Source organism: Hymenobacter profundi (assembly GCF_019334315.1).
In the GTDB taxonomy this organism is placed as follows: domain Bacteria; phylum Bacteroidota; class Bacteroidia; order Cytophagales; family Hymenobacteraceae; genus Hymenobacter; species Hymenobacter profundi.
On the sequence record NZ_JAHWGL010000020.1, the window covers coordinates 1 to 14,913 of the forward strand.

Annotated in this window: 16 protein-coding genes and 1 other RNA gene; 6 read left to right on the forward strand and 11 right to left on the reverse strand. The window is 56.9% G+C overall.

Annotated features, from left to right (window positions below):
* The first annotated feature begins 113 nt into the window (after positions 1–113).
* The 3 genes from KYK14_RS07330 (at position 114) to rpiA (ending at position 3,956) form a co-directional block, all read left to right on the forward strand.
* Positions 114–1,481 carry a DUF7033 domain-containing protein gene (locus tag KYK14_RS07330; RefSeq protein ID WP_219158147.1) on the forward strand — a complete coding sequence of 456 codons (1,368 nt, stop codon included), beginning with the start codon at positions 114–116 and terminating at the stop codon, positions 1,479–1,481.
* Between the two features lie 109 nt (positions 1,482–1,590).
* Positions 1,591–3,060 (forward strand): lipopolysaccharide biosynthesis protein, encoded by a 1,470-nt coding sequence (locus KYK14_RS07335; RefSeq protein ID WP_219158149.1) that lies wholly within the window; start codon positions 1,591–1,593, stop codon positions 3,058–3,060.
* A gap of 149 nt (positions 3,061–3,209) precedes the next feature.
* Complete coding sequence (gene rpiA / locus KYK14_RS07340; RefSeq protein ID WP_219158151.1) at positions 3,210–3,956, forward strand: ribose-5-phosphate isomerase RpiA; 747 nt, start codon at positions 3,210–3,212, stop codon at positions 3,954–3,956.
* A 35-nt stretch (positions 3,957–3,991) separates the two neighbouring features.
* Here rpiA and KYK14_RS07345 read toward each other — a convergent pair whose 3' ends face one another.
* Positions 3,992–4,441 (reverse strand): hypothetical protein, encoded by a 450-nt coding sequence (locus tag KYK14_RS07345; protein WP_185283214.1) that lies wholly within the window; start codon positions 4,439–4,441, stop codon positions 3,992–3,994.
* A 302-nt stretch (positions 4,442–4,743) separates the two neighbouring features.
* Between KYK14_RS07345 and KYK14_RS07350 the strand changes: the two genes are divergently transcribed.
* Entirely contained in the window at positions 4,744–4,929 is a 186-nt protein-coding gene (locus tag KYK14_RS07350; protein ID WP_185283213.1) for a hypothetical protein, read from the forward strand.
* Here KYK14_RS07350 and KYK14_RS07355 read toward each other — a convergent pair.
* The 5 genes from KYK14_RS07355 to KYK14_RS07375 form a co-directional block, all read right to left on the reverse strand.
* The gene (locus KYK14_RS07355; protein ID WP_343217067.1) at positions 4,883–5,671 is read right to left on the reverse strand and encodes an EcsC family protein; all 789 of its coding nucleotides are present in this window, start codon (positions 5,669–5,671) and stop codon (positions 4,883–4,885) included. The genes KYK14_RS07350 and KYK14_RS07355 overlap by 47 nt on opposite strands.
* Before the next feature lie 61 nt (positions 5,672–5,732).
* Positions 5,733–6,761, reverse strand: a complete 1,029-nt coding sequence (locus tag KYK14_RS07360; RefSeq protein ID WP_219158153.1) for a Gfo/Idh/MocA family protein — start codon at positions 6,759–6,761, stop codon at positions 5,733–5,735.
* 146 nt (positions 6,762–6,907) lie between these two features.
* The gene (locus KYK14_RS07365; RefSeq protein WP_219158155.1) at positions 6,908–7,714 is read right to left on the reverse strand and encodes a M48 family metalloprotease; all 807 of its coding nucleotides are present in this window, start codon (positions 7,712–7,714) and stop codon (positions 6,908–6,910) included.
* 113 nt (positions 7,715–7,827) lie between these two features.
* On the reverse strand, positions 7,828–8,013 hold the full coding sequence (locus KYK14_RS07370) for a hypothetical protein (protein ID WP_219158157.1): 186 nt from the start codon (positions 8,011–8,013) through the stop codon (positions 7,828–7,830).
* A 149-nt stretch (positions 8,014–8,162) separates the two neighbouring features.
* On the reverse strand, positions 8,163–9,311 hold the full coding sequence (locus KYK14_RS07375; protein ID WP_219158159.1) for a DegT/DnrJ/EryC1/StrS family aminotransferase: 1,149 nt from the start codon (positions 9,309–9,311) through the stop codon (positions 8,163–8,165).
* A gap of 147 nt (positions 9,312–9,458) precedes the next feature.
* Between KYK14_RS07375 and KYK14_RS07380 the strand changes: the two genes are divergently transcribed.
* On the forward strand, positions 9,459–10,376 hold the full coding sequence (locus KYK14_RS07380; protein ID WP_185283208.1) for a DUF6565 domain-containing protein: 918 nt from the start codon (positions 9,459–9,461) through the stop codon (positions 10,374–10,376).
* Positions 10,377–10,413: 37 nt separating this feature from the next.
* Here the strand turns inward: KYK14_RS07380 and KYK14_RS07385 are convergent, their stop codons facing one another.
* The 5 genes from KYK14_RS07385 to KYK14_RS07405 form a co-directional block, all read right to left on the reverse strand.
* A complete protein-coding gene (locus tag KYK14_RS07385; protein WP_219158161.1) occupies positions 10,414–11,346 on the reverse strand; it encodes a glycosyltransferase family 2 protein in 933 nt (310 codons plus the stop codon).
* Between the two features lie 33 nt (positions 11,347–11,379).
* On the reverse strand, positions 11,380–12,072 hold the full coding sequence (locus KYK14_RS07390) for a cell division ATP-binding protein FtsE (protein ID WP_208306030.1): 693 nt from the start codon (positions 12,070–12,072) through the stop codon (positions 11,380–11,382).
* Between the two features lie 87 nt (positions 12,073–12,159).
* Positions 12,160–12,363, reverse strand: a complete 204-nt coding sequence (locus KYK14_RS07395; protein ID WP_185283205.1) for a fructose-6-phosphate aldolase — start codon at positions 12,361–12,363, stop codon at positions 12,160–12,162.
* Positions 12,364–12,517: 154 nt separating this feature from the next.
* An RNA gene (gene ffs / locus KYK14_RS07400) (signal recognition particle sRNA small type) lies at positions 12,518–12,614 on the reverse strand.
* Between the two features lie 116 nt (positions 12,615–12,730).
* On the reverse strand, positions 12,731–13,162 hold the full coding sequence (locus tag KYK14_RS07405; RefSeq protein WP_219158163.1) for a carboxypeptidase regulatory-like domain-containing protein: 432 nt from the start codon (positions 13,160–13,162) through the stop codon (positions 12,731–12,733).
* Positions 13,163–13,328: 166 nt separating this feature from the next.
* Between KYK14_RS07405 and guaA the strand changes: the two genes are divergently transcribed.
* Positions 13,329–14,861, forward strand: a complete 1,533-nt coding sequence (guaA, locus tag KYK14_RS07410) for a glutamine-hydrolyzing GMP synthase (protein ID WP_219158165.1) — start codon at positions 13,329–13,331, stop codon at positions 14,859–14,861.
* Positions 14,862–14,913: the final 52 nt, after the last annotated feature.

Genomic DNA, 14,913 nt, shown 5'->3' on the forward strand with positions numbered 1-14,913 from the left:
TGTGAACGAGTCGTTGCCATGAGATTCGTGCTGACGTGATAAGGTCCTTCGCAAGCTCAGGATGACAGGTGAAATGGGCTGAATGACAGCCGCATTTACAATACATTTGTTTGATGCCTACTACCCCCGCCAGGCCGCTTCTCAACGCCACTTCCGTTTCCCGCGAAACGCGGCTGGCCTACGTGCTCCGGCATCTGCGCATGGCCTACCCCACATTGCCGGACATCAGCATTGGCTACGCAGACTCTCAACCTCAACTAACTGTAACGGAGGCCTCAAACAGCTTCTTCGAGCAACAACAGCCCTACCCTGCCGCTCCCAACTACCGCAAGTGGCTGGGCAGCAAGATTCCTTTCTTTTTCGACCCAAACCCCGAAAAACCGCTACTGGAACTGCTACCTGATGGCCGTGCTCTCATCCATGCGGATATCATTTCGGCGGCGTTCTACCTACTCAGCGGCTGGCAGGAATACCACTCCGAGGAGCGCGACCAGCATGGCCGTTTTCCCTACGCGGCCAGCGTGCAGAAGCAGTATGATTTCGTGACAGTGCCGGTAGTGAACTACTATTTCGACGTAATGAAAACGGCCGTGGAGCACGCAACCGGCCAGTCCCTACCCCCGCGCCGCTGGGCTAATAATGCACCCTTCGCCGCCTGCATTACCCACGACGTTGACAACCTCTACAGCGCCTGGAAAGCGCCCGCCAAAGCCGCCTGGCAGCGCCGCGACTGGCTGGGTTTTGGGCGGCAGCTGTGGCGGCATTTCACCCGCAAAGATGCCTGGGACAATTTAGAAGAAGTGCAGGAGGCCGTGGCGGCATATGGGGCCAAAAGCACGTTTTTTTTCCTCACCGAACACCGCGAAGCGGCTGATGGCACGCCCAATGCTGACTATAGCATTCAGCGGCATCTACCTCAGTTGCAACGGCTAGCTGCAACAGGTGCCGAAATACAATTGCACGGCAGTATTGGCACCAGTACTGATGCGCGTCGGGTGATGGAGGAAACATCGGTGCTGCCTATTAACCGGGCATTTCCTGCCATTCGCTTCCACTATTTGAATTGGGAACCGCGCACGACGCCCGCTTTGCTGGAGGATGTCGTGTTTGAGTATGATTCGACCTTGGGTTTTGCCGAGCATTTCGGCTTTCGTAATTCGTGTTGCCTACCCTTTCATCCGTTCAATTTTCAGTCCGGTGAAACCTGCCGCTTCCTCGAAATCCCCCTCAATGTGATGGACACCACGCTCCATCACCCGCGCTACCTCCAACTGTCCCCCGACGAAGTATTATCCGCGCTGATTCCGATGCTTCTGGAAATAGAACTGTTTGGCGGGGTGTGCACGGTGCTCTGGCACAACCAGAACTTCGACCCAGCCAACATGCACAACGGTCCGCGCCAGTTCCACGAGCTGATGCGCTACCTTCGCAGCCGGGGCGCCGCCTTCCTGACGGGCACGGAGGTGAGTACAGCCATGTAGGGGCGCCTTGCAGGCGCCCGCCGCTGCATGTCTGCGCCTACCGTATCAACCACACATCAGCAACGAGGGGCGCCTTGTAGGCGCCCCTACATTTCACCATTTCACCGCTTTGGGTATCGTTCGGCGGCAGGGGCTGCGTAATACTATCATTTCCTACTTCGGGCTGGGGCTGGGGTTCGTGAACACCACGTTTCTGCTGCCACGGTTTCTGGAGCCGGGACAGTTGGGCCTCACGCAGGTGCTGGTGAGCATCGCCACCATTTACGCCCAACTCTCCGCGTTTGGGTTTGCCAGCGCAGGCATCCGGTTCTTCCCCTATTTCCGCGATGCCGAGCGGCGCCACCACGGCTTTCTACCGTTGCTGCTGGGTGTACCGTTGCTGGGCTTTGGGGTGATGACGGCGTTGTTTTTTCTCGGCAAGCCGCTGCTGCTCAGCCTCTACACCGAACGAGCCGCCATAGCCACTTACTACCCCTGGATAGCCGTACTAGCCCTCTTCACGCTGCTCTATTCCTTGCAGGATGCCTACCTGAAAGGACTGTACCACACAGCGTTTTCGTCGTTTTTGCAGGAGGTGCTGCTGCGCGTGCTAATTGCGGGTGTGGCCTTGCTGTTTGGGTTGGGCTACCTTTCCTTTCCGCAGTTTGTACTGGCTTATCTGGGGGTGAATAGCGGACTTACGCTGCTACTAACGGCCTACCTCGCCTATATTAGAGAGCTGCATTTGCAGCCTACGCAGGAGGTACTGCACGTGCGGCCAGTGCGCGAGCTGTTGGGTTTTGGGGCGTTTGCGCTGCTCTCGAATATTTCTGGCACCGTTATCACCACCATTGATGCGCTAATGCTGGGCTCCAAGGAAAGTTTGGCAGCGGCAGGCATTTACGCCATTGCCAGCAACATCAGCATTGCGTTGGTTATTCCTTCGCGGGCACTCAACAAGATTGCGTTTCCCCTGCTGGCCGATTACTGGAAAGACGAGGACCTACCGCGCATGGCGGCTTTCTACCGCAACACCACGCGCTTGCTCACGGTGCTGGGCTGCTGGTTGGCGTTGGGCATCGGCCTGAACTTGGACTTTATTTACCACTTGATCCACCGGCCAGCCTACGCGGCGGGCACGGTAGCGGTGCTTCTACTCTTGGGAGGTCGACTATTAGACAGTATCACCGGCCTCAATGGACTAATTGTCGTCACCTCCCCGCGCTACCGCTACGATCTGATTTTCAACGCGTCGCTGGCACTTGCTACGGTCGGATTGAACCTGTTGCTGATTCCTCGCTTCGGGCTGACAGGCGCGGCGATGGCGGCCCTACTTTCCTTAGCGGGTATCAACCTGGCGCGCACATGGTTTGTGTGGCATAGCTACCGTATGCAACCATTTACATGGCGAATTGCTGGGGTTCTCGTGGTTGCGGTAACAGCTGGCGCGGCGGCGTGGGCGGTGCCTTTCGTGCATTCCTACCTCCTCACGATGCTCTTGCGCTCTGCGGTGCTCACGGGGCTGTATGGGGGCTTGTTATTGGCACTGGGCTTGGTGCCGGAGGCCGGGCCGTGGCTACGCAAGCTGCGCGGCCGCTGAGTTTTGCGGTGCTCAGCCGCTCTTTCATTCCTATTTTATCTGGAATGCGATGCTTCTCTTCTTCTGAAATACTACTCTTCTACTCTGTCATTTCTTAATCGGATAGGCACTCATTACCTTCGCCCTACCCTTTCATCTCATCAACTACCATGTCTACTACGCCTACCCTGCAAGAACTGGAAAAACAAGCCGCCGCTACTGCTGCCCTCCGTTGGGTGCGCGACGGCATGCTGGTAGGCCTGGGCACAGGTAGCACGGCGGCGCCTTTCATTCGGGCACTGGGTGAGGCAATGCGCACCGGCCAGTTGCGGGTGCAGGCTACGGCTACCTCCGAAGCCAGCGCGGCTCTGGCCCGCGAAGTAGGCATTCCGCTGGTGCCGCCCCAACGCGGCATGCGCTTCGACCTGACAGTGGATGGGGCCGATGAACTGGACCCACAGCTGCGCCTGATTAAAGGCGGCGGCGGGGCACTGCTCCGCGAGAAAGTATTGGCTACGGCCTCCAACTACCTCCTGATCGTAGCCGATTCGTCGAAAGCGGTGTCGCAGTTGGGCAAGTTTCCGCTTCCCTTGGAAGTGGTGCCGTTTGCCCTACCCTGGGTGATGGATGCCGTGGCGGAGCTGGGTGCCAACCCTGTGGTGCGCGTCAGCAAAACCGACACCACGCAATACGTGCTTTCCGACCAGGGCAACTTGTTGGTAGACTGCCACTTTAATCAGATCAACGACCCACAACAGCTCGCCACGCAACTCAAGACTATTCCTGGCCTGGTAGAACACGGGCTGTTTTTGGGTCTGGCCAACGCCGCCCTGGTAGCCTGCGGCGAGCAAGTGCAGGTACTGCAAGCCGGTACAACGCCGATGCCCGTAGCATCTTTCACCGACTTTCCGGGGTAGCAGGAAAACAGATAATAAGAAGTTGCCGCGTCTTATTATACAGCCACCCCCGAGAGTGCAGATGCAGAAAGCGACCCAGGAGAGCGAAACTTTACCTCTCGTAGCCAAGCATACGCCGACTCCACATCATCGAACGTGACCACCACAGGACCATCTATCTGATACATAGCAACATTAGTCCAGAACTGCGTTTCTATGTTGGGCGAGTACGTCCAAGCAAGGTATTCGATGGTGGACAGCTTTATGCGTGGTAGGCACTCCGTTGCCAACCACGAGGCCACTTCCGGCGACAGGCTGGTAACGCTGGTATTATCATTGAGCACGCGCACGTAGTTTTTCCGCAGAAAGCACCGTGCCACGGCTATGCAGCCCTCCTGAACCGATTTTCGGGTCAGGTCGCCTTGCCAATCCAAGTACAACCAATCATTCTTCACATCGTGGAAAACAGAAAGGGCTGATGTAGTAGCGAGTAACTGTAGATGCATAGGGTGGATGTAGGGTGAGAAAAGTAGCGGAGAGCAGCAAACGCGTTTAGAATAATTTGATTATCGCCTCTTTTCAGGATCAGAGCAAAAGGCAGGCCTTTAATACAAGTTTTGTTTCGCACTTGCGTGCAATAAAGCAATATAACAGTAGAATAAAACAAGTAATAGGCAGAATTTACCCGCAGATGCAGCCTTTTACTTTTTTGTTCCATTCTAATGCAGAAGACAAAATTTTATACCACTCGTAAATCCACCCATAACTTCTACTTCGTAGGTATAGGCCTCATAAAAAAAGCACTCTCGTGGCCCAGTCCAAACCAGCCGTAGAAAATCTGTTCCAAAATGAAATTTATTTAGAGGCCATCCTGCGCCAGCAGGCGCAGCAGATGGTAGGGCGCCCTGGCTGGCCTGATACAGTGGCCGCCATCTATCAGTGCTTGCTCAATCAGATTGAAGCCGATGTATCGGCTGGCCCTTGCCCGCGCTAGTCAGCGGCTGGCTCTCTAGCTCCTTCAACCAACGCAGGCGGTAGCAGTAACGAGCCGTGCTCCCCAGCTGTTCTAAGAGTTTATAGTTAGCAACTGCGCCCACCGCAGCCCCTACCACCGGGAGCAGCTGTGCCAGCTTGGCCAAATCAATATAATCCCGGTACTCCTGCTGAAACGTACGCCAATCGAACTCAGCCGCTGTAGGTGGTAGCGTTTTCGCATACGCATCCCAATCGGCCAGCCGGCGATACACTGCGTTGCGCGTATGCTGGCTGGAAAACGTGAGTTGGAAGATGTGGAGCAGGTAGAGCCGCTCTGGGTAGGCACGTACATCGTGCCCGTAGAATGCCGCTATATCGAACAACAGCTTCAGCTTAATCCCCAACAGCAACGGAAAATCGGCTAGCCCGAGCAAAAATCCGCCGGCGCCCGTGGCAGCGCCTTCCACGGTAGCCGCGTGGCGGTAGTGCCGAATGCGCTTATCTACCAACGTTTCCCGCTCTTGCAAAGAGGCCGCCAACAATGGCCGACGCGTGATGTACGCAGAGCCCGCCAACACGCCGCGCACCATGTGCTTGATGGTGGCTGTCACAGCCTGATGCACGCGCTCGGGCAACAGGCCATTCAGCCGGGTTTGTACACGGTGCGTTAGTCGGTTCAGCCAGGAGGGCGGCCGTTGCATCCGTTTCTGCCACGCTTGCAGCTCGGCGTAAACTTGCTTTTCGTAGGGCGTCATCGTCATATAGCCGTCCGTTGGGTTCTCTGGCTATATACGGACGCGGACCTGCGCGGGCCGTGGCGCTCTACCCTCGCAACTGGTAGATGCGCTCTATTATCTCCACTACTTTCACGCCATCCGAGGCGTTTGTCACCACATCGGCGGGATGCTTTACTGCTTGCACGATGTCGTCAATCACTTGCACGTGGTTGGCGGCGCTACCCTGGTAGGCGCCGTAGTGGTTGGCTGGATTAGTAGGCGGCAATGGGGGCAACTCATAATTGCGCAGGTGACAGGCAGCCACCTGATCCAGATACTGGCCACCCAGGCGTACGCTACCGTGCTCGGCTACCACGGTCAGGGAGCTTTCCAGGTTCTGGTCCCACACGGCCGTGCTGTATTGCAAAGTGCCCGCGCCACCGCGCACCAAGTCAAACGTCACCAGCCCTGAGTCTTCGAACTCTGTGAGCGTTTGATGGTTGAAATCGTGAAAGCGGGCCGCGATGTTGGTGATGTCGCCGAACACCCAGTAGAGCAAGTCTACGAAGTGGCTGAACTGTGTGAACAGCGTGCCGCCATCCTGCGCCTGCGTGCCGCGCCAGCTGCCAGGCTGGTAATAGCGGGCGTCGCGGTTCCAGAAGCAGTTGATCTGCACGAGGTATATCTGCCCAAGGTGACCTTCCTCGTAGATCTGTTTCAGCCAGCGGGCAGGGGGCGAGTAGCGGTTCTGCATCACCCCAAAAGCCAACCGGCCTACCCGAGTGGCGGCATCTACCACTGCCTGGGCATCGGCGGCGTGCAGGGCCAGGGGCTTTTCTACCACCACGTGCAAACCATGCTGCAAACCAGCCAGCGCCTGCGGTGCGTGCAGGTGATTAGGCGTAGCTATGGTCAGCACATCGGCAGCGGGGCCGGCTGCCAGGTAGGCATCCAGCGACGCGAAAAACGGTACGTCGGGAAACTCAGCCGCTACCGAGGCCGGCAAGGCCGGATCGATATCGATGAGGGCAACCAAGTGCGCACCGGCCTGTCGGGCAACCAGCGCCGCGTGGCGGCGGCCGATGTGCCCCACTCCACAAACAGCGAAACGGACGGCGGCAAGAGATTCAGCCAACGGGGTGTAGGAAAGAAGCTAAAGAGCCGCAAGCTGCAAAAAAACGTGGGGTTTTGCACGCTCGGCCCTACCCCACATTTTTGCGGCTACCCTGTTGGCAAATGTCTACTATCTATAGAATGAATGACCGCAAACTGAGCAGCCGCTTACAGTAGCTTCTGTAGCTCTAGGAAGTTGCTATTACTCACCGTTTTGCCTGTGCAACCAAGCCGCTGGGCGCTTTTTTGAATGTTGATGACGCGTGAGCCAGGGTTGGGGTGAGTGCTCAAAAACTCGGGCGTGCTGCTGCCGCCTTGCTTTTCGGCTTTAATGAAAAAGCCCGCCGCACCATCGCAGGAGTAATAACGCGTGCCGTTGAGGTAGATAGTGGAATACTTATCCGCTTCCGTCTCGAAGCCCCGGCTGAAGCGCAGCTGGCCCAGCCCGGCGGCAATCTGCGCCAGCTGCCCCGGATTCTTACCCAGCAAAATATTGGACAGTAAGCTGATACCGAACTGCTGCTGCAATTGCTGAATGCTGTGGCGCCGGTCGGCGTGCGCAATTTCGTGGCCCAGCACGCCCGCCAGCTGATTTTCGTTGTCAAGGAATTTAATAAGCCCCGAAAACACGTAGATGTGGCCGCCAGGCGTGGCAAAGGCATTCTGCGTGGCGTCGTCCTTGATAATTTGCACATCCCACGGGAACTGCTTGCGGTACTTGAGGTTGCCATTATCGAGCACGCGATTCACAACGCCATCCAGCAATTGATAGGCGCGTTTGTTTTTGCTGCGCTCCAGCAGTTGGCCCTTGGCGCGATAAGTGGAGTCGGTTTGCTGAGCTACCTGGGCACCTAGTGCAATATCTTGCTGAACAGGCAGCAAAATAAAACCCTGTTTGGGCTGATTGATGGCAGCAACTGCTACCGCCGAAACGATGGAGAGAGGCAACCAGAGCTTAAGGAAAGAACGGCGCATTGCGAAAAAGAAAAGAGGACTAAAGAGAGGTGAGTAGTACGAAGCAAAGAAAAAATGGTGCCAGCTCCACTCACCACGCTTCTCTCTTATTCTGCTTCACTTATGTTCACTTCTCAAATCAACAGTGCCCAATACCCCAAGTAAATCATCGGCAGCAGACTACCCCAAAAAGCCACTACTCCCCAGGCCGTTAGCGGCTTCCCGGCTAACCGACGACGTACCAAGGCTACTAGCCACCCGCAAAAAGGCAGCACCCAAAGCACGAGCAACAGCATCATAAATGGTATGAGCAAGGCCATGCTACAGTGAGGTGTTGCGTTCCGAACAGGCATTGCGTGTTGATAGAACCACCCAGCATACCCTACTACTACGCTTGAAAGCACGAGCGTTACAATTAAGTAAATGCCCTCTTGATAACGCCACCACGGTTGCCTAACCATTTTTACGCTTAATCCGACGTATGTCCTTCCAGTAACCCAGCCCGAACCGTTTCGGCAATATAGTCTACCTGCTCTTCCGTCAGGGTAGGGTGCACGGGTAGCGCCAGCACCGTGCGGCATAGTTGTTCTGCTACCGGAAACTGCCCTGTGTGGTAGCCCAGGTAAGCATAGGCTGGCTGCTGATGCACTGGCAATGGATAGTACACCGCCGTAGGCACGCCATGCAAGTGCAGGTAGGCCCGCAGCTGGTCGCGGTGGGTTTCGGTAGGTAGGGTGATGACGTATTGGTGGAAGGTATGCGTACTCTGTGGGTCGCGGGCAGGCGGATTTATCCCCGGCATATCCGCGAAAATCGCATCGTAGCGGGCGGCTATCCGCTGGCGGGCAGTAGTCCAGGTGGCAAGGTAGGGCAGCTTCACGCGCAGCAGCGCCGCTTGCAGCGTATCGAGGCGGGAGTTGAGGCCGATGTGTTGGTGGTGATACTTGCGCACCTGGCCGTGGTTGGCAAGCTGCCGTAGCAACTCAGCCCGTGCCGTGTCGTGGGTGAATAAGGCGCCCCCGTCGCCAAAGCCCCCAAGGTTTTTACTGGGGAAAAACGATGCGGTCCCTACCTCCCCTACCGTACCGGCCGGCCGCACCTGCCCATTGCCGAACGTGTAGGCAGCGCCCAAGGCCTGTGCATTGTCTTCGAGCAAGGCTACCCCATGTTGGTCGGCTAGTGCCCGTAGTGCTTCCAGGTTGGCGCATTGCCCAAACAGGTGCACCGCCACGATGGCACCCGTGCGGGGCGTGAGGGCCGACGCTACAGCTGCTGGATCTAGATTGAACGTACCGGGCAGCACATCGGCTACCACTGGGTGTAGGCCCAGCACGGCAGCGGCTTCCAGGGTAGCCACGTAAGTGAAAGCCGGCACAATCACCTCCGCGCCGGGCGGGAGTTGTAGGCTCATCAGGGCCAGTTGCAGGGCGTCGGTGCCATTGGCGCAGGGTACTACCGCGGCCCCTTCCAGCTGCTGGCTTAGCTCGTTGGCAAAGGCTGCTACCTCGTTTCCCTGGATGAAATCGCCTGCCGTTAGCACCCGCTGGCACGCGGCGAGCAGGGCAGGTTGCAAGGGCGCGTGTTGGGCCGCGAGGTCCAGAAAGTGAATCGGTAGCATAGCTGGCAAGTTAGTGACGATCAGCCAGCCACCGACACGCCTGTATCTCGTCTATTCGCAACCCTTATCTATCTATCAGCGTTAAAATTAGCTAATCCCATCGGGTTCAGCACCCTACCAGGCGACTGAGCCGCAACCCTCACTCCTATGCTGAAAAGAACTTTCTCCACCTCTGCTCTCGCTGCCAGCCTATTGCTGGGCGGCCTTACGTTCACGCAGGTTAGCTGCACCGAGAACCAACAAAAAGAAGTGTCGCAGGAAAGCGACCAAGCCTATAACGATTTCAAAAGCTTCGTTGACGAAACGGAGATGAAAGCGCAAAACGTTGCCAACGAAACCGAAGCCGACTATGAGCGCGAAACTGCACAACTGAAAGCTGATTACGATACCAAAGTAGCCGCCGTAGACCGCTATGCCGACAGCTACGACGACCAGCGCAAGCAGGAGCTCGACCAGCTGCGTAGCCGCTACACCACGGCTTCGGATGCCCGCACGACCGCCTGGACCAGCCGCCCCGCCGTATCTGCCGATGGCAGTGCTACCGTGGCGACCGATGGAACTAGCGTTAAAATGGGCAAATATTACAAGCCCATGACGTCGGAAATTGCTGTGATGACGCCGCAAAATGCCCAGGCGAAGTATAACGCCTTCGTGAACATGGTGGACCGCAATAAGTCCAGCTACGATATTGACGATTGGAACAACATCAACGCTGACTGGCGTGCCATGGACGCCCGTTACGACCAAATTAAAGACCAAATTTCGGCTGCCGATAAGCGTCAGATTGCCGAGGAAAAAGGCAAATACGCGGCCTTCAAGTCAGTGGATAAAACCAAAATCCGAGCGGAGCAAGGTGCCAACGCGGTAGCTAACACGGCCGAAGACGTAGCGCATGGTGCTAAGGAAACAGGCAAGGACATTGGGCAAGGGGCAGCCAAAGTAGGCAAAGATGTTGGCCAAGGCGCCAAGGAAGTGGGTAAGGATATTGGCCAAGGAGCAGCCAAAGCCGGTAAAGCCGTAGGCGGTGCCGTGAAAGGCGTGTTTAATGGTAAAGAAAACGAATAGTTCGTTTTCTTTTGCTAAGTCCTGAAGGGCCGGCTGCTTATGCAGCCGGCCTTTTTTTGTGTCTTGCTTTCTCCACCCTGGTCAACTCTTGTAGCACCCAATACAGCTTTAGCAGATCAAAATACACTAGGCGGGGCGTGGCCGAGCATAGGTTGGCGTGCAGGTAGGGGCGTAGGCGCCGAAGTAAGGCAGCTACTGGCCGGCGCAGGCCTACCCGTTGCAAGCGTAGAGCCGTGCGTAGCAACTGACTATCGGCCCCTACCCCATCTTTGTGGTACAGCAGCACCAGGTTATAAACCGCTGCCCGCGACTTGCGCAGAAATTCAGGTGCCGGGTCCAGCCCGTCGTGCACCACGGGGTTGTCGAGGTGATGAATGGAGATGCCGGCCTGAGCCAGCTGCCACCCCAGCTTGCTGTCCTCGTGGCCGTAGCGGGTCAGGGCTTCATCGAAACCGAATAGCCGGAACACTTCGGCCCGAATAAGCAGATTGCTCGGAATAAGCTGGGCCGGCGGTAACAAGCGGCGACGGGCGGCGGGCAGCGCTTCCCGCTGCTGGGTGTAGTACCAACGCAGACGCAAGTTGGGCTCGGTGGGCAGACTAGTGGCGCAGGTGATACCGCCTACCACCACCGACGCCAATGCCCGGGTGTCGTCGTAGCGGGTCAGAAACTGTGCATCGGGTAGCAGAACATCATTGTCGAGCATCAATAGCCACTCGTGGCGGGCAGCGGCGGCCAACTGGTTGCGGATGGCCGCGCGGCCTACGTTGCGCGGAAGCTCGTTGTAGCGCACGTTGGGCAGTAACCCCAATGGGCGGTTTTCAGCCTGAATTTCGGGTCGGGAGGCATCGTCCAGCAGGCATATCTCGACTGGTCCGTCCCAATCGGGCAGCTGCATACGCAGCTGCTCTACCAGCGGCGCCACCGCCCGGTTATACACCGGAATCAGGATAGACAGACTGGATTTCAATTAAAAATTAAGAAGTAAGAATTCTTTTTTCGCCTACTCCCCTGTTTGAAAAGCAGCAGCCGTAGAATCTAGCAGCTGGCCGTCTTGGCAGCGCAGCACACGGCGCGGGTATTGCTGAATAATCTGGTAGTTGTGCGTAGCCATGAGCACGGCCGTACCAGCATTGTTGATTTCCACGAACAGGCGCATAATGCTGTCGGCCACGTCGGGGTCAAGGTTGCCGGTGGGCTCGTCGGCCAGTAATAGCAGGGGCTCGTTGAGCAGAGCGCGGGCAATGACTACGCGCTGCTGCTCGCCTCCAGAAAGCTGGTGCGGCATTTTACCAGCCGCATTGGCCAGCCCTACCCGCATCAGCACTTCCGAAATGCGTTGCTTCTTGCGGGCTTTTCCCCGCCAGCCGGTGGCATTCAGCACAAATAGCAGGTTATCGGCCACTGAGCGGTCGAATAACAATTGAAAATCCTGAAAAATGATACCCAGCTTACGGCGCAGGTAGGGCACCTTGCTGGCCGCCAACTTCTGCAAAGGGTAGTCGACCACGGCAGCCATGCCGCCGCCTAGCGGTAGGTCGGCGTAGAGGGTTTTCAGCAGGGAGCTTTTGCCCGAGCCAGTGCGTCCTACCAGGTAGGCAAACTCCCCCTTGCCCAGTGTGAACGTCACGCGCTGCAACACGGTATTAACGTCTTGCATAATATAGGCATCGTGAAGCTCAACAACGGCGGACATAAGAAGCAAAAGTTAAAAAGACAGCGTTTAGACGTATTCACGCTCTCTCTGAGAGTTCAAAAAAAGCAGTTTACTACACTGCGCAAGTTACACCTCCAGCTTTTGCAGCTTCCCGAACGAGAGGCCTTCGATAACGGCAGCCAGCGGCTCTTCTTTGCCAGCTAGCCCGTAGCGGTGCAAGTCTTTGAGGGGTCGGTCGGCACGGAAGTAGGCAATGAGCACAAATTGCTCGTCGCGCAGCTGGATATAATCCGGAATTTTCGCCTTGCCTTTTACTTTGATGATATACATGAGGAATGACTGGCTGAATAGCTGACTCTACCGGTCTGGCAGTGATACGCTTACTTTCACTGCGGCGTTCTGTTCCTACCCGCCGGAAAGCAACAATGCCCCAAAGCTACCGGTTTGCGCGGTATGGCGCTACGGGGCGTTGGGGCAAGGACAAAAAAAAGCGAGCCAAAATCGCACCGCTCAACCGCCTACCCTTGCTACCTTCCGGTCCTGGGGGAGTTCAGCAGGAGCTGGTCGTTCTGACTCGCCGGTGCAAAGATACGCACACTATCCGGTTTTGCTGCGCAACAGGGCAATATTTTCTTCGCAACAAGCCCTCTTAGCGCGCAGTAGCCTGATTGTCACGCTGAAAAAATGCTAATTATAGCTAGTTGCGCTTGCCTTTGCCGTTCCAGTCCTTGTACGCCTTCTTGCCTTGTTTGCGCAGTTGCTTCTTGTATTTGTCGATGGGGGCTAGCGACACAACCGCTTCTCCTGCTTGGGGTACGTCGGCCTGGTTTTCCTCGTAACCGGCACAGTTCACGATCAGCACGGGCTGGGGTTGCCGGGTGGTCAGCAAAAACATGCCTTCTTTGTTGGTAATGGCCGTATTGTCGCGCTGGTCGCCGCGCACCATTACTGTTGCTCCGGCCAGCGGCGCCCCGGCTATGGTCGTTACCTTACCCGTAAGGGTGTAGGGTGCGCGGGCAGTTTGGCTGGCCTGCGCCAGTGCTGGCACCGTGCTAAAGCTGCTCAACAGGAGCAGAAAAAAAAATACAAGATAAGCGGGGCGGGAAATTGACTTGGAGAAGGAACGCATGTGAAATGGGGTAAGCAGGTAGCACAATGAACTGATATTAAATGTATTATTCCTGCATGGGGAATCCTATACGCCAGTTTACGTACAGATCAATTATTTTCTGATTAGTTACCAAATTCTGCGCCAGCTATGCAATCGTTCCATTCTGCACAGTACCTTTGAGCCCATGCCCGAACAGATTCTGATCCTCGATTTTGGCTCTCAGTACACGCAGCTCATCGCGCGACGCATTCGCGAGCTGAACGTCTACTGCGAGATTCATCCCTACACCCACGCCCCGCTCCTCACAGAGGATATCCGGGGCGTTGTGCTTTCTGGCTCGCCCTGCTCTGTGCGCGAGGCCGATGCTCCCAACCCCGACCTGAGCGCCTACCTAGGCCAGGTGCCGGTGCTGGGCGTATGCTATGGCGCGCAACTGCTGGCCCACCAGAATGGCGGCGAGGTGCTACCCGCTACCATCCGGGAGTATGGTCGTGCCCGTCTCACGCATATCAACCAGCACCACCGGTTGCTGAACGGCCTGGAGCCCGGTTCGCAGGTGTGGATGTCGCACGGCGACACCATCAAAACCCTACCCGACGGTTTCCTGGCCATTGCCGGCACCCCCGACGTGCAAGTGGCGGCCTACGAAATTGAAGGCCAATCGACCTACGGCATTCAGTTTCACCCCGAGGTGACGCACTCCACCGACGGCAAGCAGCTGATGAAGAACTTTGTGGTGGACGTGTGCGGCTGCCAGCAGGACTGGACACCCGAGCACTTCGTGGACGCGATGGTGACGGCCCTCCAAGACACCATCGGCGAAACCGATCAGGTGATTCTGGGCCTCTCCGGCGGCGTCGATTCGTCGGTGGCGGCGTTGCTGTTACACCGCGCCATTGGGCCGCGCCTGCACGGTATCTTTGTGGATAATGGCCTGCTACGCAAAGATGAGTACGAAGGCGTGTTGGAGGCCTACAAAGTACTGGGCTTGAACGTGCGCGGCGTAGATGCCTCGCAGGAGTTCTACGCCGCCCTAGCCGGCCTCACCGACCCCGAGCAGAAGCGTAAGGCCATCGGCCGCACGTTTATTGAAGTGTTCGACCGCGAGGCGCAGAAGGTGGAAGGCGCCCGCTGGCTGGCACAAGGCACTATCTATCCCGATGTGATTGAATCGGTATCGGTGAAGGGGCCAGCCGTGACCATCAAGAGCCACCACAACGTGGGCGGCCTACCCGAAAAGATGAACCTAAAGATTGTGGAGCCGCTGCGGGCTTTGTTCAAAGACGAGGTACGCGAGGTAGGCGACGCGCTGGGCCTGCCCCACAACATCCTGCACCGCCACCCCTTCCCCGGTCCCGGCCTGGGCATCCGCATCCTGGGCGACATCACCCCGGAAAAAGTAGCCATCCTGCAACGCGCCGATGCCATCTTCATTGATAGCCTGAAAGCGCACGGCCTCTACGAAAAAGTATGGCAGGCCGGCGTGATGCTCCTACCCGTGCAAAGCGTGGGCGTGATGGGCGACGAGCGCACCTACGAGCAGGTAGTAGCCCTGCGCGCCGTAACGAGCGTAGACGGCATGACCGCCGACTGGGCCCACCTCCCCTACGACTTCCTGGCCGAAGTCAGCAATAAAATCATCAACCAGGTGCGCGGCATCAACCGCGTGGTGTACGACATTAGCTCCAAGCCACCTGCTACCATTGAGTGGGAATAGAAGGTGAGGTTGTGAGATGGTGAAATTGTGAGTATATAATGATAGAAGGCCG

Bases quoted from the DNA above. Each gene is read 5' to 3' on its own strand.
- KYK14_RS07330 (WP_219158147.1), top strand. From the start codon at position 114: ATGCCTACTACCCCCGCCAGGCCGCTTCTCAACGCCACTTCCGTTTCC.
- rpiA (WP_219158151.1), top strand. From the start codon at position 3,210: ATGTCTACTACGCCTACCCTGCAAGAACTGGAAAAACAAGCCGCCGCT.
- KYK14_RS07345 (WP_185283214.1), bottom strand. From the start codon at position 4,441: ATGCATCTACAGTTACTCGCTACTACATCAGCCCTTTCTGTTTTCCAC.
- KYK14_RS07355 (WP_343217067.1), bottom strand. From the start codon at position 5,671: ATGACGATGACGCCCTACGAAAAGCAAGTTTACGCCGAGCTGCAAGCG.
- KYK14_RS07365 (WP_219158155.1), bottom strand. From the start codon at position 7,714: ATGCGCCGTTCTTTCCTTAAGCTCTGGTTGCCTCTCTCCATCGTTTCG.
- KYK14_RS07370 (WP_219158157.1), bottom strand. From the start codon at position 8,013: ATGGCCTTGCTCATACCATTTATGATGCTGTTGCTCGTGCTTTGGGTG.
- KYK14_RS07375 (WP_219158159.1), bottom strand. From the start codon at position 9,311: ATGCTACCGATTCACTTTCTGGACCTCGCGGCCCAACACGCGCCCTTG.
- KYK14_RS07380 (WP_185283208.1), top strand. From the start codon at position 9,459: ATGCTGAAAAGAACTTTCTCCACCTCTGCTCTCGCTGCCAGCCTATTG.
- KYK14_RS07390 (WP_208306030.1), bottom strand. From the start codon at position 12,072: ATGTCCGCCGTTGTTGAGCTTCACGATGCCTATATTATGCAAGACGTT.
- KYK14_RS07395 (WP_185283205.1), bottom strand. From the start codon at position 12,363: ATGTATATCATCAAAGTAAAAGGCAAGGCGAAAATTCCGGATTATATC.
- KYK14_RS07405 (WP_219158163.1), bottom strand. From the start codon at position 13,162: ATGCGTTCCTTCTCCAAGTCAATTTCCCGCCCCGCTTATCTTGTATTT.
- guaA (WP_219158165.1), top strand. From the start codon at position 13,329: ATGCCCGAACAGATTCTGATCCTCGATTTTGGCTCTCAGTACACGCAG.